The organism is Viridibacterium curvum (assembly GCF_039544165.1).
GTDB lineage: Bacteria > Pseudomonadota > Gammaproteobacteria > Burkholderiales > Rhodocyclaceae > Viridibacterium > Viridibacterium curvum.
Genome location: NZ_BAABLD010000005.1, coordinates 218,385 through 240,206, shown reverse-complemented (window position 1 = coordinate 240,206; position 21,822 = coordinate 218,385). Strand labels below are relative to the sequence as shown.

At 62.1% G+C, this 21,822-nt stretch carries 16 protein-coding genes and 1 pseudogene; all 17 read right to left on the bottom strand.

Annotation, left to right across the window (positions count from 1 at the left end; genetic code table 11):
• Nucleotides 1-41 precede the first annotated feature (41 nt).
• Entirely contained in the window at nt 42-1,715 is a 1,674-nt protein-coding gene (locus ABEA02_RS05240) for a long-chain-fatty-acid--CoA ligase (protein ID WP_345531806.1), read from the bottom strand.
• A gap of 138 nt (nt 1,716-1,853) precedes the next feature.
• Complete coding sequence (locus ABEA02_RS05235; protein ID WP_345531805.1) at nt 1,854-2,306, bottom strand: CBS domain-containing protein; 453 nt, start codon at nt 2,304-2,306, stop codon at nt 1,854-1,856.
• 94 nt (nt 2,307-2,400) lie between these two features.
• On the bottom strand, nt 2,401-5,688 hold the full coding sequence (locus tag ABEA02_RS05230) for a UvrD-helicase domain-containing protein (protein WP_345531804.1): 3,288 nt from the start codon (nt 5,686-5,688) through the stop codon (nt 2,401-2,403).
• A complete protein-coding gene (locus ABEA02_RS05225) occupies nt 5,678-8,419 on the bottom strand; it encodes a PD-(D/E)XK nuclease family protein (protein WP_345531803.1) in 2,742 nt (913 codons plus the stop codon). The genes ABEA02_RS05230 and ABEA02_RS05225 overlap by 11 nt, the downstream gene beginning before the upstream one ends.
• Before the next feature lie 99 nt (nt 8,420-8,518).
• Complete coding sequence (fdxA, locus tag ABEA02_RS05220; RefSeq protein WP_345531802.1) at nt 8,519-8,842, bottom strand: ferredoxin FdxA; 324 nt, start codon at nt 8,840-8,842, stop codon at nt 8,519-8,521.
• A 140-nt stretch (nt 8,843-8,982) separates the two neighbouring features.
• Nucleotides 8,983-9,987, bottom strand: a complete 1,005-nt coding sequence (gene rfaD / locus ABEA02_RS05215) for an ADP-glyceromanno-heptose 6-epimerase (protein WP_345531801.1) — start codon at nt 9,985-9,987, stop codon at nt 8,983-8,985.
• A gap of 28 nt (nt 9,988-10,015) precedes the next feature.
• The gene (rfaE1, locus tag ABEA02_RS05210; protein ID WP_345531800.1) at nt 10,016-10,954 is read right to left on the bottom strand and encodes a D-glycero-beta-D-manno-heptose-7-phosphate kinase; all 939 of its coding nucleotides are present in this window, start codon (nt 10,952-10,954) and stop codon (nt 10,016-10,018) included.
• A gap of 11 nt (nt 10,955-10,965) precedes the next feature.
• On the bottom strand, nt 10,966-12,288 hold the full coding sequence (locus tag ABEA02_RS05205; protein ID WP_345531799.1) for a UDP-glucose dehydrogenase family protein: 1,323 nt from the start codon (nt 12,286-12,288) through the stop codon (nt 10,966-10,968).
• A 44-nt stretch (nt 12,289-12,332) separates the two neighbouring features.
• Nucleotides 12,333-13,505 (bottom strand): lipopolysaccharide assembly protein LapB, encoded by a 1,173-nt coding sequence (gene lapB, locus ABEA02_RS05200; RefSeq protein ID WP_345531798.1) that lies wholly within the window; start codon nt 13,503-13,505, stop codon nt 12,333-12,335.
• Nucleotides 13,506-13,532: 27 nt separating this feature from the next.
• Nucleotides 13,533-13,820, bottom strand: coding sequence for a LapA family protein (locus ABEA02_RS05195; RefSeq protein ID WP_345531797.1), 288 nt, complete (start codon nt 13,818-13,820; stop codon nt 13,533-13,535).
• 92 nt (nt 13,821-13,912) lie between these two features.
• On the bottom strand, nt 13,913-14,209 hold the full coding sequence (locus ABEA02_RS05190; RefSeq protein WP_345531796.1) for an integration host factor subunit beta: 297 nt from the start codon (nt 14,207-14,209) through the stop codon (nt 13,913-13,915).
• A 17-nt stretch (nt 14,210-14,226) separates the two neighbouring features.
• Nucleotides 14,227-15,939, bottom strand: a complete 1,713-nt coding sequence (gene rpsA, locus ABEA02_RS05185; protein ID WP_345531795.1) for a 30S ribosomal protein S1 — start codon at nt 15,937-15,939, stop codon at nt 14,227-14,229.
• Nucleotides 15,940-16,027: 88 nt separating this feature from the next.
• On the bottom strand, nt 16,028-16,708 hold the full coding sequence (gene cmk / locus ABEA02_RS05180; protein WP_345531794.1) for a (d)CMP kinase: 681 nt from the start codon (nt 16,706-16,708) through the stop codon (nt 16,028-16,030).
• Nucleotides 16,709-18,427: an arginine--tRNA ligase gene (gene argS / locus ABEA02_RS05175; RefSeq protein ID WP_345531793.1), complete on the bottom strand. Its 1,719-nt coding sequence runs from the start codon at nt 18,425-18,427 to the stop codon at nt 16,709-16,711.
• A gap of 32 nt (nt 18,428-18,459) precedes the next feature.
• Nucleotides 18,460-19,743: pseudogene (gene aroA / locus ABEA02_RS05170) on the bottom strand (3-phosphoshikimate 1-carboxyvinyltransferase); the annotation flags it as partial.
• Nucleotides 19,744-19,782: 39 nt separating this feature from the next.
• Entirely contained in the window at nt 19,783-20,655 is an 873-nt protein-coding gene (locus ABEA02_RS05165; protein ID WP_345531792.1) for a prephenate dehydrogenase, read from the bottom strand.
• Between the two features lie 7 nt (nt 20,656-20,662).
• Nucleotides 20,663-21,760, bottom strand: a complete 1,098-nt coding sequence (hisC, locus tag ABEA02_RS05160) for a histidinol-phosphate transaminase (RefSeq protein WP_345531791.1) — start codon at nt 21,758-21,760, stop codon at nt 20,663-20,665.
• Nucleotides 21,761-21,822: the final 62 nt, after the last annotated feature.

Genomic DNA, 21,822 nt, shown 5'->3' with positions numbered 1-21,822 from the left:
CTGCCATGCAGGAAGTCACGCCAGCACTGGTTTGGCGCGTCTCAACCGGAAGTAGTCGTTCCGTCTCGCAGAGCTCGCCTCAGAATTTTTCCTACATTCGTTTTAGGCAGCTCCTGACGAAACTCGACCTGGCGCGGAACTTTGTAGCCGGTCAGCAAACCCTTGCAGTGAGCAATCAGGGCCTCTGGCGTGAGAGCTGGATCCTTGCGGACCACGAAGATCTTCACGGCTTCACCCGAACTTGCGTCGGGCACGCCGACCGCTGCGACCTCCAGAACACCGGGGTGAGTCGCCACGACGTCCTCGACCTCATTGGGATACACATTGAAGCCGGAAACGAGAATCATGTCTTTTTTGCGATCCACGAGGCGCAAAAAGCCCTTTTCGTCCATCACGGCAATATCGCCGGTCTTGAGGAAGCCATCTGCGGTCATGACCTTGGCGGTCTCGTCCGGCCGATTGTGATAGCCACGCATCACCTGCGGCCCCTTCACGCAGAGCTCACCCGCCTGGCCAACGGCCAGTTCGTTACCGTCATCGTCACGGATCGAGATATCCGTCGAGGGAATGGGCAGGCCGATGGAATGGTTGAAGTGTTTGAGGTCGATGGGATTGATGCAGACGGCCGGCGAAGTCTCGGTCAGGCCATAGGCCTCACGCAGGGCAATACCCGTGGTCTTGTGCCAGCGCTCGGCCACCGCCTGCTGCACGGCCATGCCCCCACCCAGCGAACACTTGAGGCCTGAAAAATCGAGCCTGGCAAAATCCGGATTGTTGAGCAGCGCGTTGAACAGGGTGTTCACGCCCGTGATGACGGTGAAGCGAACCCTGCTCAGCTCCTTGACGAAGCCGGGAATGTCGCGCGGATTGGTGATCAGCACATTGCTGGCACCGATCTTGAGAAAGGTCAGGCAGTTCGCCGTCAGCGAGAAGATGTGATAAAGCGGCAGCGCCGTGATGATGGTCTCGACGCCCTCATCAATCAGCGGTTTGATCCAGGCGTGTGCCTGCTGCAGGTTGGCAATGATGTTGCCATGCGTCAGCACAGCCCCCTTGGCGACGCCCGTGGTGCCGCCCGTGTATTGCAGGTAGGCCACATCATCGTGCGTCACGCTCACCGGCTGCAGCGCATGACCAACGCCGCGTGACAGCGCGGTCTTGAAGTTGATGGCTTGCGGCAAGCTCCAGGTCGGCACCAGCTTCTTCACGTGGCGCACGACGAGGTTCACGATCAGGCCCTTGAGGCCCAGCATTTCGCCGAGGCTGGTCACGACGACATGGCGCACCTTGGTCTTGTCGATGACGGCCTGCAGGGTGTGCGCGAAGTTCTCCAGCACCACGATGACTTCGGCGCCCGAGTCGTTGAGCTGGTGCTCCAGCTCGCGCGGCGTATAGAGCGGATTGCAATTGACGACGGTGTAACCGGCGCGCAGCGTGCCGAACATGGCAATCGGGTACTGCAGCACGTTGGGCATCATCAGCGCCACGCGTGTGCCGCGCGGCAGCTTGAGCTCGCCTTGCAGCCAGGTCGCGAAGTTGCGGGACAAGGTGTCGAGCTCGCTGTAGCTGATCGACTTGCCCATGTTGATGTAGGCCGCTCGGTCAGGCCAGCGTTTGACGCTGCGCTCGAACAGGTCGCCTATCGATGAAAACTCGTTGAGGTCAACCTCGGCGGGCACACCCTCCGGGTAGCTCTTGAGCCAGATCTTTTCCATGATGTCTCCTTGTTCCCTGCGGGAATCTTGTTTCATCAACGGCATGCCCGGCTTGCGCTACAGCAGGACCTGCACCACCACCCACACTACACGCGGTACCACCGTGCCCGATATTGGCTGGTGGTGGCTTATCTGACATCAATCTTCAGATTCAGTTTCCTCGGGCCAGTTCTTGATGTAGCCCTTCAGCATGCGGTTCTCGAAGGCCTGCTCTTCGAGCATGGCACGCGCCACGTCGTGGAAGGAGATGACGCCCAGGAGCGTGTCACCGTCCATGACCGGCAGATAACGCTGGCGATGCTCCACGATGATGCGCTGCAGCTCGGCCACTTCCATATCGGGGCGTGCGCTGACCGGTTTGGCCAGCATGGCGCCAGCCACCTTGGCCTCGCGCCAGTTCTTGCCGGCCTTGGCCAGCGCAGCGAGCAGTTCGCGGAAGGTCAGCATGCCGGCCATCTTGCCGCCATCAACCACCACCAGCGAACCGATGTCGAGCTCGGTCATCAGATCGACGGCCTGTTGCAGGGAGTGCTCAGGGTTGATGGTGTAGAGGACGGTGCCTTTGATGGCCAGGATTTCGCTAACAAGCATGGGTGTCTCCCGCAGCAATGGATCAATTCAGGTTTGGTCGAATCATAGAGCAAGACCCATGCTCACGGTTCGCAGCAGGGCAGGCCGCTGGCCATCAATCGAATACCTGCTCGCTGCCATCGGGAAACAGCAGCACAGCATGCACTGGCTTGTTACCGGCAAACTGGCGCAGCAAGGCGCGGTAGCCATCGAGCTGCTGGCGGTACTCGGCGACAGGCGCGGTGGCCGCGTCGCCGCTCTTGTAGTCGATGACCCAGAAGGCGTCAGCCAACTCGACCCAGCGGTCGATGCGACCCAGCTTGCCATCTGCCGTCACGAAGGCCGCTTCGTTGGCAGCTCGCAGGCACTGTGCAGGGTCGAAAAAGCGCTGCAGTGCCGGTCGCTCGTAGATGCGGCGCGCCGCCTGCTCCACGGTAGCCTCCACCTGCGGCAGCGGCCAGCCTGCGCAACGGGCCTCCAGCCAGGCATGCAGCGCCGTGCCGAACTCTGCCCCCGCCGCGTTACCCGGCGCCTCGGCGACCTGCCCGCTGCGGCGCAGAGAGCCTATGCGAGGCACCTGTCGCGGAGCCTCACCGGTATTGGCTTTCACGGCAGGCACCCCGGAGACCCGCTCTGCGCGCTCCTCTTCAGGCATGCTGCCCGCTAACCCAGTATTGGCGCCAATCGCAGCGGCAATACGTTTCCAGGGCGTCAGCGCGTTCTGCGTCCGGCTGGGTTCGATTCCGCTGACGACCAGCACCTGCTCGGCGCGCGTGATGGCGACATAAAGCAGGTTCAGCTCCTCACGTTCAGCGGCGGCCTTTTCGTGTTCGAGAATCGCCGCACGCGACGGCCCTGCCTCGCCTATGCGACCGAGCAGGGAGAAGTGCTGCGGCACGCTCGATTCGACCGGCCAATCCATCGCCACACCGTAGCCCTCGCTGCTGCGTGGCACCGAATTGGCGTCGATCAGCCAGACGATGGGCGCCTCCAGACCCTTGGCACCATGAATGGTCATGATGCGCACGCGGCCAGGACTCTGTCCGTCTGCCTCCCCTTCACCGCTGGCAGATACCAGACCTTCGCTCGGCGCCTCGTCATCCGACGATGACAACCGCGCCAGCTCGTCAACAAAACGCGTCAGACTGGGGTAACGCCCGGCGTCTACATTGAGCGCCAGTTCCAGCAGCGCTTCGAGGTTGGCATGCACACCCGGCCAGAAGGCCGCCGGCACGGCAGCACGCGTACGCGCGAACCAGTCGGACTCGTGAAAAACGCGGTCGATCAGATCGTGCGCTGGCAGGTGTGCGGAGGCCGCCAACCAGTCACGCAGCAAGCCGCTGGCGCGCTGCATGCCGGCATGCCCTTCAGCCGCAAGACGCTGCAGCGCCGGCCACCACGCACCGCCAACAGCCGAGACGGCCAACAAGTCCTCGTCAGTCAGGTTGAAAGCCGGCGTGCGCAATGCATGGGCCAGGCGCAGGTTGTCGGCCGGGTCGGCGAGAAAGCGCAGCACGGCCAGCAGATCTTGCGCTTCCAGCGTGTCGAGCAGGCCACCACGGCCAGGGCTCACAAATGGAATACCCGCCGCGCGCAAGGCCGCTTCATACGTTGCAAGCTGCGTCTTGCGCCGCGTGAGGATCAGGATGTCGCTGTAGCGCGCGGGCCGATCCTGCCCGTCCTTGCCACGCACCAACATGCGCCCAGCCATCGCGCTGATGCGTTCGGCCAGCAGCGCCGCCTCTTCGGCACGTCGCAGGTCTTCTTGCTCGATACGCGGCGCTTCGAGTGGATTGCGGATCAACCCGGTCTGCGGTGCAGCGTCGCTATCCGTTGCCAGAGCTATCAGCGGCAGCACGTCGACACGCGAGGGCCAGCTTGCGCGCTCAGCGCTCTGCGGCACAAAGCCCGCCATCTGTGCCTCACCGAATACCGCGTTGACGAGCTGCACGATGCCTTCGGCATTACGGAAAGTATGGGCATTGCCGATACGCTTGGCACCAAACTCCTGCTCGAAGTACTCCGCCGCAGCCGTGAACAGCTTGGGTTCGGCGCGACGGAAACGATAGATCGACTGCTTCGGATCACCGACTAGGAACACCGTGGGCCGCGCCGCACCCATGCCCGTATAGGCGTCCAGCCAGCCGCGCAGGATGCGCCACTGCAGCGGATTCGTGTCCTGGAACTCGTCGAGCAGGATGTGTTTGTAGCGCGCGTCGAGCCGCGCTTGCAGCCAGGCACCGCTGCCCTCGCGCGCCAGCAGCGAATCGATCTCCGCTTCGAGGTCAGAAAAATCCATCACGCGGCGCGAACGCTTCAGCCCATCCAGCTTGTCCAGCAGCGCCTGCCCGACTGCCAGCGCATGACGGTTGAACACCGCGTTGTGCTGATCCTGCAGTGCACCGAGTGCGGCGATCAGTCGTGTACTCCATGCCTCGTGCAGCGCAAGGAAGCGCTCTTCGCCCGCAGCGCCCAAACGCTTGGCTTGCGCACCCGACGCCTTGCGCTTGCGGGGCTCCAGGCTGGCGGTCAGAAAAGCCGTGCGCACCGCGCTGAACGCCATCTGGAACGCTGCGCCCTCAGCCAGCGCGCGCATATCGACAACCGCCTGCGCCAAGTCATTGCCCAGCGTCCTGTCACCGTCCGTGTTCTGGCCCAGCAGCCGCGCAAAGTCCTCCAGTTCGCTCAAACGCGCGGGCGTGAAGCAATCTGCCAGTGGATCACTGCCTTCACCAAAGGTCGACGTCAACCACTGCTTCAGCCCCTCTACACCGCCGAGCCCCGCCAGCCACACACGCCACTCGGCACGACGCTCGACGAAAGCCTTCAATAGCCTCTTCGTGCTGTGTGCGCCCAGCGATTCATAGAGCCATAGCAGCGACTGCGCCAAGGGCGCTTCCGGCGCACGCCCGCAATCGGCCGCCAATGCAGCCCAGGCCTCATCCAGCAAGCCACCCGCCGCGTCATCCAGCGTGCGTCCGGCCAGACCACTATCGAGCGGCGCACCGGAAAGCAGCCGCGCAAACCAACCGTGGAAAGTCGTGATCGTGATAGCTGGCAAGGCCTGCAAGGTCGCTTCGAACAAGCCCCGCGCACGCGGCAACAGCGCCTGCGCTTCATCACGCGACAAGCCACGCTCGACCAGCATCGCCAGCGCCTTGTCCTCCGGCGCCGTCGCCAGCATCACCAGCAAGCTGCGCAGCCGCGCTTCGATCTCACGTGCCGCCTTGCGCGTATAGGTGATCGCCAGAATCTCTCCCGGCTTCACGCCAGCAAGCAGCAAACGCAGCAGGCGCGACGACAGCAGCCAAGTCTTGCCGCTGCCCGCGCAAGCTTCGACGGCCACGCTCTGCGCAGGGTCAAGCGCAAGGAAACGCTGTTGCAGGCGGAGTTCAGCGCTCATCAACAAGCTCCTCATCCATCCACTCCTTGCGACATACACCCCGCATCTCGCAGTACGCACACGCGCCCGCCGTGCCCTGCGCCGGCATCGCTGCACCATCGAGCAAGGCATTGAAGCTTTCCGTGATTACGTCGTGCAGCGCACCGGCGCGTTCTTCGGGTTCGTCGATGGCGACGGCACCTAGCGTGTCGCCATCGAGGGCGACGTAGGCCGCCTCCTGCACGTGCTGGCCGACGAGCAGGGTGTAGAACGCCAGCTGGATGTCGTCCGGGTCCTTGACCTGGGTGCGCAATGAGGTGAGCGCGCGCGATTTGTAATCGAGCAGCCCCAGCGCGCTATCGCCTTCTGCATCCTTGCCATTGTCGATGCGGTCGATGCGGCCTTGCAGGGTCAGCGTGCGCTCAGCGCCGAGTTCGTGTTCCCGGCGCAGGTCGACTTCACCACTCTGCCAGTGCCAGCCGTCCGCTTCGCGCTGGCGTTGCCAGGCAATGTAGTCGGCGAGCTGCCTGCGCCAGCGCAGTCGCCAGGCATGGTCCTGGAAGTTGCGCGCGACAGCCTCAGCGAAGGCTTCTTCGGTGATGGCTGACAAGGCATCGGCGAGTGTTTCGTCCGACACGTTGGCCAGCAGCGGGAAGCGAGAATGGAAGTCGTGCAGGATGCGGTGCAGCTGCGTGCCGAAGTCCTGCTTCTCCATGCCCTCGGAGAGTTCATCCAGTTCGGCGAGGCGCAGCACGTAGCGCGCGAAGTAGCGGTACGGGCAGTCGATGAGGGTCTGCATGCCGGAGGCGGAGAGGCGCAGCGGGATGCGCGCGGCGGGTGCCGACGGCGAAGCGAATGCTGTAGGCCCGACCTCTGCGCTGCTGGCGATCTCGCGCGGCTGGGCACGATCGACCACACTCCCCTGCCCCGTCGCGAGCGTCAAGGCAGCCTGCAGCACAGCCACTTCCGCCGCTGGCATGAGCTCTTCATCGCGCCGCAGGCATTGCCAGGCAATCACGCTGGCATCACTACTGAGCAGCAGGCCGGCGAGGTCCTCACGGAGTTGGAGGCGTTCGGCCTCCAGCCCCGGCAGGCCCAGTTCGCGACGTACACCGGCATGCGTGAGCCAGCCCGGCGGCGCGGGCGGCGCAAGGTGTTCGGCGTCAGCACCGATGACGATGGCCGCGTCGAAGGCACGCAGGCGCGTGGCGGCGAGGTGGGTGAGGATGACGGGGCTGTCGATGCTCTCGTCACGGAAGAGCTGCGCTTCCATCTGGCGGTTGAACCAGGTGCGCCAGGCCGCGAAGCGAAAGCGCATCGGATCCGGCAAATTCGCATCTTGCGCAAGCTCGGCCTGCCGCGTCTCCAGCCATTCGAGCCACATGCCGCCGGCGGCGTCCTGCTCGAAGTGAGGCAAGGCGCCGAGCAGTTCGAGGCTCTTCTTCAGCCGACGCAACCACTCGGCGATGCTGGCGGACTGCGCAGGGTTGATGGCGGCACGAGCTTTGGCAAGGCGTTCGAGCAGCGCAGCGGCGTCCTTGGCGCGCGGATCCGTCGAGGCGTCGACGAGCTTGCTTAGCACGTCCAGCCCGCTGGCGATGTTGTGCTCGCGGATGAGCTGGGCAATCAGGTCGCCGGCTTGCCCGCGCGCGAGCGGTTCGATATCGACGAACAGCAGTGGCGCACGCAGAAGGTCGATGAGCGCACGATGCCAGGCATCAGAGGCCAGCACTTCGAGCCAGGCGTCGACGACCGCAGCAACCCGCGTTGTCACCATCTTCCAGCCGGTTTCGTCCTGCACCAGCACGCCTTCACGCTCAAGCAGCGCGCGCGCGCGGCGTGCGGCAAGGCGGTCGCATGCCACCAGAGCAATGTTGCGACGGCCTTCGCATAGCCAGTACAGCACCTGATCGGCGACGGCCTGGCCGAGGGTTTCGAGGCTCTCCGCAGCGAGGAGGCGCATGCGATTGCAGACCTCCATGACGTCAAGACCCGCAACACGCTCCCGCAAAGCGAGCTCACCCTGCTGCGGCCAGGCAGCTTGCAGCAGCGCAGCGAGGGCACCTTTGGCCAGCTGACGTTCGGGGCACAACAGCAACACGGGTACGCGCTCGGCGGCCGCCTCAATGAGCCCTTGCAGCGGCCCTGCATCCGGCGATTCGAGCATCACGATGAGTGGGCCGTTTAGCTGTGCAAGCCATTGACTGGCTGCGAGCAGGCGGGCGGCGGCGCGCGAGGGTTTGCCCTGAGCTTCGGCGCGCCAGAGGGTATTGACGACGCGCGCCTCGAAAGCCAGTGCCTGCGAGTTATTGAGCTCGAATCCGGCTTCGAGACGGGCGAGCAACACTTCTTCGCTCTCGGGCAAGGGCACCGCATGTTCGGTGAGCGTATCGAAGAGCTGAGTGAGTTCGCCGACCACATCCCACAACATGGCGTCGTCAAACCATTCGCGACTGCGCAGCAGCGAATGCAGGATGAGCTGGCGGCGCGCGTCAGGCAGCGCTTCTATGGCAGCGAACCAGGGCTCTACGAGGCCGCCAAGCGTATTGGTACGCGGCAGCAGTACAGGGCCGCCTGCGGCCGCCTGCAGGGCTGCGTTCATTGCGGGCGCCAGCTTGAGGTTGGGCAGCAGCAAGCTGGCCGCAGACAGGTCGGCAGGACGCCCCAGCTCGGTGGCGAAATCGAGGATGTGACGCGCCGCTGCAGGCAGAAATGCCGCATCGGGCGCCAAGGATCGGGAGGCCAGCGTCATGGGCTGGATGCTGCCATGAGTGGCATGAAAAAGGCGCATCCCGTTCCCGGTATGCGCCTTGTGCTGTGGGTGTCTGACAGAGAGACGGTCAGCTAGGGATCAGCGTTCGATCATGTCTGTCTTGCCCTTGACCTTGACCCAGTCGTCGGCATCGGGCAGCGGATCCTTGCGCTCGACGATGACGGGCCAGATCTTGGCCAGCTCGGCATTGAGGGCCGTGAAGTGGCCTTGATCGGCCGGCAGGTCGTCCTCGGCAAAGATGGCTTCTGCGGGGCACTCCGCCACGCACAGCGTGCAGTCGATGCACTCGTCCGGATCGATGACGAGGAAGTTGGGGCCTTCGTGGAAGCAATCGACGGGGCAGACATCTACACAGTCGGTGTACTTGCACTTGACGCAGGCTTCGGTCACTACATAGGTCATTTCAGAACTCTCCGGTCGGGCGGGCGGCCTGGAGGCCACCGTCAATCATGCTTCAAGTATACGACAAGGTCCGGCAAGCCGGTCCGTGAGCAAAACGCATGGGGGTATATCGTTCCGGGCATGCCGCCCGGGCTCAGCCCCTAGCCCTTTGCCAGCAGCTTCTCACAGTACTTCGCCACGCCCTTGGCGACGTCGTTGAACGGGGCGTCATAGCCAGCGCTGCGCAGCTTGGTGATATCGGCCTGCGTGAAGCTCTGGTACTTGCCTTTGAGGATGTCCGGGAAAGGCACGTATTCGATGAGGCCTTGCTGCACCATCTCGGTCAGCGAAAGTTCCGTCTCGCCGGCATGGCGACGGCAGGCATTGACCACGCCAACGGCAACATCGTTGAACGACTGCGCGCGGCCGGTGCCGAGGTTGAAGATGCCCGACTTGTCAGGGTTGTCGAGGAAATAGAGGTTGGCACGCACGATGTCTTCGATGTACACGAAGTCACGCAGCTGACCGCCGTCACCGTAGCCGTCACAACCGACGAAGAGCTTGACCTTGCCTTCCTTGCGGAACTGGTGGAACGCATTGAAGGCGACGGACGATCCAGCGCCGGCTTTGTGGTCTTCGCGCGGACCATAGACGTTGAAATAGCGGAAGCCGACGACCTGCGATTCGATGTCGGGCATCGCGCGGCGCACGACCTGGTCGAACAGGAACTTGGAGTACCCGTAGACGTTGAGCGGCGCTTCGAACTGGCGCTCTTCGCGAAAAACGTTGCTGGCACCATAGGTGGCCGCCGACGAGGCGTAGAGGTAAGGCACGGCCTGATCGGCACAGAAGTCCAGCAACGACAGCGAGTAGCGGTAGTTGTTGGTCATCATGTAGTTGCCGTCGTGCTCCATGGTGTTGGAGCAGGCGCCCTGGTGCAGGATGGCCTCGACACCGCCATCGAACTCACCCGCCTCGATCGCCTGGATGAACTCGTGCTTGTCGATATAGTCTGCGATATCGCAATCGACCAGGTTCCTGAACTTGTCAGCCTTGCTGAGATTGTCGACCGCGATAATGTTCGTGATGCCGCGTGCATTGAGTCCGGCAACAATGTTGGAGCCGATGAAGCCGGCTGCGCCGGTGACGATGTAGTAACGAGCCATGGAGTGGTCCTGCTTTCCTGTGCTGCTATCAGAATTCGGCGCGCAGTTCGTCGAGCGTCACCGTAGCGGTGCCCAGCTTGGCGACGACGATGCCGGCGGCGTGGTTGGAGAGGCGCATGGCGGAAGCAAGATCGCAGCCGCTGGCGAGCATGACGGCCAGCGTCGCGATGACGGTATCGCCGGCGCCGGAGACGTCGAATACTTCCTGCGCACGCGTGCCTTCATGCACGCTGCCTTGCGGCTGGAACAGGGTCATGCCCTCTTCCGAACGCGTGACGAGCAGGGCGTCCAGCTGCAGCGATTCACGCAGGGCTTGCGCCTTGGCGGTCAGGTCGGCGTCGTTGTTCCACTTGCCCACAACCTGACGCAACTCGGAACGGTTAGGCGTCAGCAGACTGGCGCCGCGATAGATGCTGTAGTCGTCACCCTTCGGGTCGACGAGTACCTGCTTGCCGGCTGCACGCGCCATGGCAATCATCTTCTGCACGTGGGCTAGACCACCCTTGCCATAGTCCGACAGGATCACGACATCGTGGTTGGCGAGCTCGGCCTCGAACTGCGCGAGCTTGTCGTCGAGCACTTCACGCGAGGGCTTGTTCTCGAAATCGATGCGCAGCAACTGTTGCTGACGACCCAACACACGCAGCTTGATTGTCGTCGACAGCGTAGCGTCACCATGCATGAGGGAACGCACGCCGGACTCTTCCAGCAAACGCCCCAAAGCCACAGCGGCTTCATCCTGCCCCACCACAGTCAACAAACTGACCTTGGCGCCCAGAGCTGCAGCGTTTCGCGCCACATTGGCCGCCCCACCGGGACGCTCTTCTGTGCGCGCGACATGCACGACAGGCACCGGCGCCTCGGGCGAAATACGATTCACATCACCAAACCAGTAACGGTCCAGCATGACGTCGCCCACCACGAGGATGCGGGCGCCGGAGGTGTCAGGAACAGCGAGTCGGGTCATCAGTCGATCGTTCAGTTGCGGCCAATGCCGGAGTACTCAAGGCCGGCTGCGCGCGGCAACTCGGGCGAGAACATGTTGCGGCCATCAATGATGACGGGGCTCTTGAGCTTGGCCTTGATGCCGTCGAAATCGGGGCTGCGGAATTCTTTCCACTCGGTGACGATCACGAGGGCATCCGCACCCTCCAGAGCCGACATGGGCTGCTCGGCGTAGCTCAGACGCTTGTCGTCGCCGAAGATGCGTTGGGCCTCGTGCATCGCGACCGGATCGTACGCCGTGACGGTTGCGCCACGCTTGAACAGTTCTTCGATGATGACGCGGCTGGGGGCTTCGCGCATGTCGTCGGTATTTGGCTTGAATGCCAGGCCCCACAGTGCGAAACGCTTGCCCGCAAGGTTCTCACCGAAGCGCGCGACGATCTTGTTGACCAGCACGTGCTTCTGGCGCTCATTGGCGACCTCGACGGCCTGCAGCACGTGCATGGGTTGCTCGACACCATTGGAAGTGCGGATCAGGGCCTGCACGTCCTTGGGGAAGCACGAGCCACCATAGCCACAACCGGCGTAAAGAAAGTGCCAACCGATGCGCGGATCGGAGCCGATGCCCTGGCGAACAAGCTCGATATCAGCACCCAGTTTTTCAGACAGCAGCGCGAGCTCGTTCATGAACGAGATGCGCGTCGCAAGCATGGCGTTGGCAGCATACTTGGTCAATTCGGCCGACCGGATGTCCATCACCAGCAGACGTTCGTGATTGCGCTGGAAGGGCGCGTAAAGCGCACGCATCAGGTGAATGGCCTGTTCGTCTTCGGCACCGACAACGATACGGTCCGGGCGCATGAAATCTTCGACAGCCGCACCCTCCTTGAGGAATTCCGGATTCGACACCACGCTGTAGGGCACGTCGATACCGCGCGCCTTGAGTTCTTCGGCAATCGCGGCACGCACCTTGTCACCCGTGCCAACAGGCACTGTCGACTTATCGACGACGACCTTGTAGTCGGTCATGCGCTTACCGATGTTGCGCGCCGCGGAGAGCACGTACTTGAGGTCAGCGGATCCATCTTCATCGGGCGGCGTGCCGACGGCGATGAACTGGATCGTGCCATGCGCGACAGCCTGGTCGATGTCGGTCGTGAAATGCAGTCGACCCGCGGCGACGTTGCGCTTGACCATTTCCAGCAGGCCTGGTTCGAAGATGGGGATGCCGCCTTCTTCGAGGATGCGAATCTTTTCCTTGTCGAGATCCAGGCACAGTACGTCATTGCCGACCTCAGCAAGGCAGGCGCCCGAAACCAGACCTACGTAACCAGTACCTACAACGGTGATTTTCATGTTGCCAATCCGGATGGTGAATGTGGGGAAATCCTGTTGGCCGCTTATACGGCCAGATCAAATTCTTCGGTTCGCTTGGGAGGATAGGACTCCCAGTCGCCGCAAGCAGGGCAGCGCCAAAAGTACTGGCGCGCCTTGAATCCGCATTGCGTGCAGCAGTAACGCGCGACACGGCGGGTATGGCCGTGGATCAAGCCCTTGACCAGTTCGACATCTTGCCGCTTGTCGGGTGGCGCCGTGATGACAGCGGCCTCAAGCAGTTTGTCCAGCCCGAGCAGTGTCGGATTACGCACCAGTTCGTCACGCACAAGATCGTAGGCAACCTGCGCGCGATCCTGCGCCATCTCGCGACGGAAAATCTTCTCCAGCAGATCCAGAGTGGGGTAGCGCTCATGATAGTAACGCAGCAGGTTAACTGCTCCCGCCTCGTCTCCCTTGCGTTGCGAGGTAACAAGAATGCGGTCTGCCACCTGCGAAAGGAACTGGGGATCCATCTGCTCGATACGCCGCCAGGTCTCCAGCGCAGCGTCGTCCTGCCCCTGTGCTGCCAGCACATCGCCCTTGAGCATGGCGGCTCTCACGCAGCGCGGATTGATATGCAGGGCAGTTTCCAGTTGCGCCATCGCCTTGTCGTAGCGCGACGTAGCGATCTCCTGCAAGGCCATTTCGCAATGGAAATGGGCAATCTGGCGCTCGCGGCGATGATCGTGGTCGGGCATTTCGCGGGCAATCGCAATCGCCTTGTCCCAGCTCTTTTCCTGCTGATAGATTTCCAGCAGGGCCTTTTCTGCAGTTTCTTTCAAAGCGGTTTCACGCAGACGCATGAAGGCGCTTTCGGCGCGGTCGAGCAAACCGGCCTTGAGGTAGTCCTGACCCACTTCGTGCAGGGCATTCAGTCGCTGCTCTTCGCTGAGGTCTTCGCGGTCCACGAGTCCCTGATGGATGCGGATTGCGCGATCAACCTCACCACGTCGGCGGAACAGGCTGCCAAGAGCCAGGTGAACCTCAACGGTCTGTGGATCGATACGCACCGCCTCGACAAAAGCATCGATGGCCTTGTCGGTCTGTTCGTTAACGAGAAAATTCAGGCCGGAGAGATATGTGCGTGGCAGCGACCGCGACTCGCGCAGCAGGTGGCGGATGTCGACGCGCGCGGCAACCCAGCCGAAAGCGAAGAAGAGCGGCAGGGACAACAGCCACCAGAACTCGAATTCCATAGGATCCTTCGGAACGCGTATCCGGGCTCAAGGAGCGTCGGGATACTGGGGGCGCACATTGCGCGGCAAGGCGGGCTCACCACGCATACGACGCAAGCGGGAGACTTCGCGGTGCTTGCTCAACAAGGTAGGCAGCAAGGCAAGAACCCCTACCGCAGCACCCGCCACGAACATCAGCAACATGATCAGCACCAGCGGTTGCTTCCACTGCGTGCTGAAGAAAAAGTTGAGCGTTACCGGCGCGTCATTCCTGATCGCAAACCCCAGCAGCAGGATGAACACCAGCAGACGGGCAAGCCAGACAAAAATTCGCATCGCGCGATTATCCACGACAGACAGACAAAAAAGAAGGCGGCCAAAGACCGCCTTCCCTTCAATACATGATGCCCGAGGGCACTTTCACACACTCACGCTGCGGACCCGCCGCTGTGATCGACCCGTTCGCGCAATTCCTTGCCCGCCTTGAAATGCGGGACGTACTTCTCGGGAACCATCACCTTGTCGCCGGACTTGGGGTTGCGCCCCACGCGCGGCGGCCGGTAATTGAGCGCAAAACTGCCGAAACCACGGATCTCGATCCGCTGACCGCGTGACAGGCACGCGGTCATCTCGTCGAGGATCACCTTGACGGCGAAATCGGCATCCCTGGCGCCCAACTGCGGGAAGCGCACAGTCAGACGTTCGATCAGTTCCGACTTTGTCATGTCAGCCAGTTGCGTGATTACTGCTGGGTGTTGCCGAGCTTGGCCTTGAGCAGCGCGCCGAGGTTGGTCGTGCCGCTGGCGGCATTACCGCTGTCGGCCGACAGCTTCTGCATTGCTTCGTTCTGCTCAGCCTGATCCTTGGCCTTGATCGACAGGCTGATCGAACGCGACTTGCGGTCCACGTTGATGATCAGCGCTTCGAGCGACTCGCCAACCTTCAGCACGGAAGACAGGTCTTCAATGCGATCACGCGAGAACTCGGAAGCACGCAGATAGCCTTCGACATCGTTGCCCAGATCAATCACGGCACCCTTGGCATCCACCGACTTCACGACGCCCTTGACGAGGCTGTTCTTGTCGTGGGTTGCCACGAAGGTGGTGAAGGGATCCCCATCCAGCTGCTTGACGCCCAGCGAGATGCGCTCCTTCTCGACGTCGATGGCCAGCACGATGGCTTCCAGCTCATCACCTTTCTTGAAGTTGCGGATGGCTTCTTCACCAGTCACCGACCAGGACAGGTCGGAGAGGTGCACGAGGCCGTCGATGCCGCCAGGCAGGCCGATGAACACGCCGAAGTCGGTAATCGACTTGATGGCGCCCTTCACACGGTCACCCTTCTTGTGGTTGGCTGCGAAGTCGTCCCACGGGTTCGCCTTGCACTGCTTCATGCCCAGCGAGATACGACGACGATCTTCATCGATTTCGAGGATGGCCACTTCGACTTCGTCGCCCAGCTGGACAACCTTGGTCGGGTGGATGTTCTTGTTGGTCCAGTCCATTTCGGACACATGAACCAGACCTTCGATGCCTTGTTCGACTTCAACGAATGCACCGTAGTCGGTGATGTTGGTGACCTTGCCGAACAGGCGGGTACCTTGCGGATAGCGGCGCGAGATGCCAACCCACGGATCTTCGCCCAGCTGCTTCATGCCCAGCGAGACACGGTTCTTTTCTTGATCGAACTTCAGGACCTTGGCGGTAACTTCGTCACCAACCGTCAGCACTTCGGACGGGTGACGCACGCGACGCCATGCGAGGTCGGTGATGTGCAGCAGGCCGTCGATACCGCCCAGATCCACGAACGCGCCGTAGTCGGTGATGTTCTTGACGATACCCTTGACGATGGTGCCTTCGGCCAGGTTGGCCAGCAGCTTCTCGCGTTCTTCGCCCATGCTCACTTCGAGCACGGCGCGACGCGAAACCACGACGTTGTTGCGCTTGCGGTCAAGCTTGATGACCTTGAATTCGAATTCCTTGCCTTCGTACGGCGTGGTGTCCTTGACCGGACGCATGTCGACCAGCGAACCCGGCAGGAAGGCGCGGATGCCGTTGGTCATGACAGTCAGACCACCCTTGACCTTGCCGGTCACGACGCCCTTGACGAGGGTGCCATCGGTGAGTGCGGTGTCGAGGAAGTTCCAGGCGGCGATGCGCTTGGCCTTGTCGCGAGACAGGCGGGTTTCACCGAAACCGTCTTCGAGCGACTCGATGGCGACCTGCACGAAATCACCGGGATTGGCTTCAAGCTCGCCGCGATCATTGCGGAACTCGTCGAGCGGAATATAGCTTTCAGACTTCAGGCCAGCATTGACGACAACGAAGTTGTTGTCGATGCGCACGACTTCGGCGGTGATGACTTCACCGGCGCGCATTTCCTGGCGATTGAGGCTTTCTTCGAAGAGAGCGGCAAAGCTGTCTTCAGTAGACACTGCTGTGGAGATGGAGGACATGTAAGGGCTCGGAGCGTCGTGCGGACACGACGTAAATCAGTAAGTTGAACAAAACCGGCGCACCCGGGGAGGATGAACCGGCACCACATCAGCCCGCAGACACCCCACGTTCCCGCAAACGATCAAGCACGAATTCGACGGCTTGATCGGCGGTCATGGAGGTGGTGTCCAGCAAGACTGCATCCGCACTGGGCTTCAACGGCGCTACCGCGCGATTCATGTCACGCGCATCGCGTTCGCGAAGATCCAGCACAAGACGTTCAAGGTTAGCAGACAAACCCTTGTCGATCAACTGCTTATGGCGCCTTTCTGCTCTCGCCTCGGGGCTGGCGGTCAGGAAGATCTTGAGGAAGGCGTCGGGGAAGACGACCGTCCCCATGTCGCGCCCGTCGGCAACCAGCCCGGGCGCCTGCCGGAAGTCCTTCTGGCGCGTCAGCAGGGCTTCGCGTACGGCCGGAATGGCGGCAAGCTTCGAAGCGCCGTTGCCCACCTCTTCGCGACGCAGGGCCTCTTTGACGTCCTCGCCATGCAGACGGACTTCTTCGCCTTCGAAGGCGACATTCAACTGGCGGGCAATGACGACCAGACGTTCTGCATCATCGAACGGCACACCCTCGGTCAGGGCCTGCATGGAAACCAACCGGTAAATCGAACCGGAATCCAGAAAATGCCATCCCAGCCTGGTGGCGACGCGGGATGCCACGGTGCCCTTGCCCGAAGCTGTCGGGCCATCGATGGCCAGTACCGGGACCTGAATGCTCGAACTCATTTACATCACTTCCAGCGTTTCGATGCCCAGCAAGCCCAGACCGGTCTGGAGGGTGCGTGCCGTCAGCTGGCACAGGCGCAGGCGGCTATCGCGTACCGCACCTTCGCTCTTGAGCACAGGGCAGGCTTCGTAGAAACGCATGAATTGCGTCGCCAGATCGTAAAGGTAGCTGCACAGGAAGTGCGGTGCCGTCTCGCGGCTGACAGCGTTCAAGGCATCGGCGAAGCGCGCCAGTTCGAGCGCCAGTGTGCGCTCGGCGGGCTCGACCAGCGTAATGGCGGCCGACTCATTCCAGGCATCGACCTTGCGGAACACGCTCTGGATACGCGTATAGGCATATTGCAGATAGGGCGCCGTGTTGCCTTCGAAGGCCAACATCGTGTCCCAGCTGAACATGTAGTCGCTGCTGCGGTTCTTCGACAAGTCGGCGTACTTCACGGCGCCAATGCCGACTGTCTGCGCAATCGCTTTGCGCTCTGCCTCGGGCATCTCAGCATTCTTTTCGCTGACCAGGGCAAAGGCACGCTCTTCCGCCTCCTGCAGCAGTTCGACCAGTTTGACTGTGGTGCCGCTGCGCGTTTTGAAAGGCTTGCCGTCGTCGCCAAGCATCACGCCGAAGCCAACGTGCTCGAGCCTGGTGCTTTCGCTCACGTAGTCTGCCTTGCGGCTCAGCGTGAACAGCTGCTGGAAGTGCAAGGCCTGCCTTGCATCGACCACGTAGAGGATGCGATCTGCATGCAGGGTACCGATGCGATAACGGATTGCCGCCAGATCGCTCGTTGCGTAGAGGTAGCCGCCATCCTGCTTCTGCACGATATAGGCTTGGGCCTCGCCTTCCTTGTTTTTGAACTCATCGAGGAAGACAACCTGCGCGCCTTCACTCTCAACCGCCAGTCCCTTGCTCTTCAGATCGGCGACAACCACCGGCAAATCTTCGTTGTAGAAGCTCTCGCCGCGCACATCGTTACGCGTGAGACCAACACCAAGGCGCTCGTACACCGCCTCGCAGTGATGCAGTGAAATGTCGAGGAAACGCTGCCACAGCGCATTGACCTGTGCGTCGCCCCCCTGCAGCTTGACCACGTATTCACGCGCACGCGTCGCAAAGGCTTCGTCCTCATCGAAGCGTTGCTTGGCACGACGATAGAAGTCCTCCAGATCGGACAGGCCGACATCGCCGCCCTGCTCTGCTTCGATGAGGTAGGCCGTGAGCATGCCGAATTGAGTGCCCCAGTCGCCTACGTGGTTCTGCGCGATCACGCTGTGGCCGAGGAAGCGCAGCACGCGCGCCAATGCATCACCGATGATGGTCGAACGCAGGTGGCCGACGTGCATTTCCTTGGCGAGATTGGGTCCGGAATAGTCGATCACGACGCGTTGCGCAGCGGCCTGCGGCACAGCCAGACGCGCATCCGCGAGTGCTTCGGTCGCCAGCGTGGCAAGATACTCCGGCGCCAGCGTAATATTGATGAAGCCGGGGCCGGCGATCTCGACCTTGCTCGCAATACCGGCAAGATCGAGATGCTGGATGACTTGTTCGGCCAGCGCGCGCGGATTCATCTTGCGCGCCTTGGCGGCCCCCATCACGCCATTGGCCTGGTAGTCGCCGAATTCCGGGCGGCCTGCGGGCGCCACCACAGCCGGCGCGCCTTCACAGCCAGCTGCATTCAGCGCAGCACGGACGCGGGTACCGAGAAGTTCAATCAGAGTCTGTTTCATAAAGCCATGCCAGCGCAGTGCCAGCGTCCTCAGCGGGTCACGCCCGCAAACACGTCGAAATATTCAGGGAAGGTCTTGGCCGTGCACTTCGGGTCATTGATGCGCACCGACGTGCCACCGAGTGCTACGAGAGAGAAGCACATCGCCATGCGGTGATCGTCGTAAGTGTCAATCGCAGCATTCGGCGTAAGTTGTGCCGGGGGCGTGATGCGCAACCAGTCTTCACCCTCCTCCACCGTCGCACCGACTTTGCGCAGCTCGGTCGCCATCGCACTGATGCGATCCGTTTCCTTCACGCGCCAGCTGCCGATATTGGTGAGGCGGCTCGGGCCATTGCAGAACAGCGCGGCCACAGCCAGCGTCATCGCCGCGTCGGGAATGTGGTTGAAGTCCATGTCGAAAGCCTGCAACTTGCCCGCCGGCGCGGAGGCTTCGATCCAGTTATCTCCCATCGTGATGCGGGTGCCGATCTTTTCAAGTGCCGCCGCGAAGGCCACATCACCCTGGATGCTGTTGCGACCGACGCCTTCAACGCGCACCGGACCGCCACCGATGGCGCCCGCCGCGAGGAAGTAGGACGCCGACGAGGCGTCGCCCTCGACATACAGAGTGCCCGGCGAGACGTAGCGCTTGCCACCGGGAATGATGAAACGTTGCCAGCCTTCACGCTTCACCTCCACACCGAACTGCGCCATCAGCTTGAGCGTGATTTCGATGTAGGGCTTGGAAATCAGCTCGCCGATCACTTCGACGGTGGTTTCGACTCCGGTCGTCGGCAGTGCCATCAGCAAGGCCGTCAGGAACTGGCTGGAGACATTACCGCGGATCTTCACGACGCCACCGGGCGTAATACTCGCCGGACGAATCTGCAGCGGCGGAAAACCTTCATTGCCCAGATATTCAACGTCCGCGCCAATCTGGCGCAGGCCATCGACGAGGTCGCCGATGGGGCGCTCATGCATGCGCGGCACGCCGTGCAGCTTGTAGGTGCCGCCCGCCAGAGCCAACGCCGCCGTTAGCGGACGAAAAGCCGTGCCGGCGTTGCCGAGAAACAGATCAGCCTGCCTGTTCGCAAAACCTGCCGGTGCGCCGACAACGCGGTAGTCCTTATCGCCGGTCCTGGTCACCGGAACGCCCAGCAGCTTCAGCGCGTCAAGCATGCGGTCGGTGTCGTCCGAAGCCAGCAGATCCTTGATCTCCGTCACCCCATCAGACGTTGCAGCGAGCAGCAAAGTGCGGTTCGAGATGCTCTTCGAGCCCGGCAAACGCACCGTGCCCTGCGCAGAAGACAGCGGAGCCAGATCGAGAAATTCCATGATTCAGATTGCTTTCAGTGAAATCGGGTTCGCCAACGCTTATTGCGCTGCGCCCCAGGCGTTACGTGCGGCGCTGGCTTCGGCGAAAAGCTTCTCAAGTCCGTCGCCATCGGCATTGAGCAGCAAGGCCCGCAGCCAGGCCAACTCTGCAAGATAGGCATCCAGCTCAGCCAGCAGCGGCTGGCGATTGGCCACACAGATATCTCGCCACATCTCCGGGTGACTGCCCGCAATCCGCGTGAAGTCACGAAAGCCGGAAGCAGCGTAACGGAACAATTGTTCAGCATTTGCCCGCCCGGCCAGATCGTGCACCAGGCCAAAAGCCAACAGATGCGGCAGGTGGCTGACGGCGGCAAACACGCGGTCGTGCTCTTGCGGCGACATCTGGTGCATTACCGCCCCACACACCGCCCAGGCAGCACGAACGGTATCGATGGCATGCGGCGCGTTCTCGGGCAAAGGGGTCAGCACGACCTTGCGGCCACGATACAGATCAGGCGTCGCGGCGCTCGGACCGCTCTTCTCAGCGCCCGCGATGGGGTGTGCCGGAACCACACAAGCCAGATGCCCCGACAGGTGCGTGTAGATGGCTTCGATGACGTCGCCCTTGGTACTGCCCCCATCGGTCACCAGGGTCTGCGGCTCCAGATGCGGCGCCATGGCTTGCATGGCCGCCCCCATCTGGCCGACCGGCATCGCGAGCAACACAAGATCGGCACCCTTCAACGCAACGGACCAGTCAGTCGCAATCTCGTCAATGAGTCCCAGTGACTGCGCCTGCTGCAGCGACCCTGTCGATCGCCCCATGCCAACAACGTGCCGCGCCGCGCCTGCCTGCTTGAGTGCAGCAGCGAATGAGCCACCGATCAGGCCAACGCCAGCGACAACGACCCGGTTGAAATGCGCCGTCATTGAACGATCAGCCCAAGGCCTTGGCGAGGGCTTCAAGGAAACGCGCGTTCTCGGCCTGCGTGCCAATGGACACGCGCAGCCACTCGGGCATGCCGTAGCCACCGATGGGACGCACGATGACGCCCTGCTTGAGCAGGCGCTGATTCACACCCGCGCCATCGCCGACCTTGAAGGTGAGGAAGTTGCCGGCCGAGGGAATGTGCTGAAGGCCCAGCTTGTCCAGCCCGGCAATGATCTGTACCAGGCCGTCGCGATTCACTTCAAAGCTGCGTTGCAGGAACTCTTCGTCTGCAAGCGCGGCTTCCGCTGCGGCCAGCGCCAGGCTGTTGGCATTGAACGGTGCGCGCATGCGGTTCATCAGATCGGCCACCTCGGGGCTGGCAATCGCATAGCCGATGCGCAAGCCGGCGAGGCCATAGATCTTTGAAAAGGTGCGCGTGATGACGAGGTTGGGGTGCTGAGCAAGCCAGGCCACGGCGTCATAACGTTGTTCAGGCGCGAGGTATTCGTTGTAAGCCTCGTCGAGCACAACGATCACATCCTTTGGCACCTGCTTGAGGAAGGACTCGATCAACTCGCCTGGCAGGAAGGTGCCGGTCGGGTTATTCGGGTTGGCGACAAACACGATGCGGGTGTCCGCAGCGACGGCGTCCCCCATTGCAGCGAGGTCATGACCGAAGTTGCGCGCCGGCACTTCGATGAGGCGCGCACCGACACTCTGGATCGCCAGCGGGTACACCGCGAAAGCATGCTGGGCGAACACGCCGCTGCCGCTCTCGTCGAGGAAGGCACGCGCGATCAGTTCAAGCACATCGTTCGAGCCATTGCCCAGCACAAGGGTATCAATGCCGACACCGAACTTTTTCGCCAGCGCAGACTTGAGCGCAAAGCCGTTGCCGTCCGGGTAGCGCGCGATGTCATCCGCAGCAGCCAGCATCGCCGCCTTGGCCTTGGGGCTCATGCCCAAGGGGTTTTCGTTGGAGGCGAGCTTGACGATGTCGGCCTCGTTCAGCCCCATTTCACGTGCAAGCTCGGAAATCGGCTTGCCGGGAATGTAGGGGGAGATGGCGCGGACGTAGGCAGGAGCGCGTTGTGCAATGGTCATGGTTGCGGGTCAATCAGGGTCAAAAACATCCGCCACTGAAAACTTGTGACGAAACGCAGTTC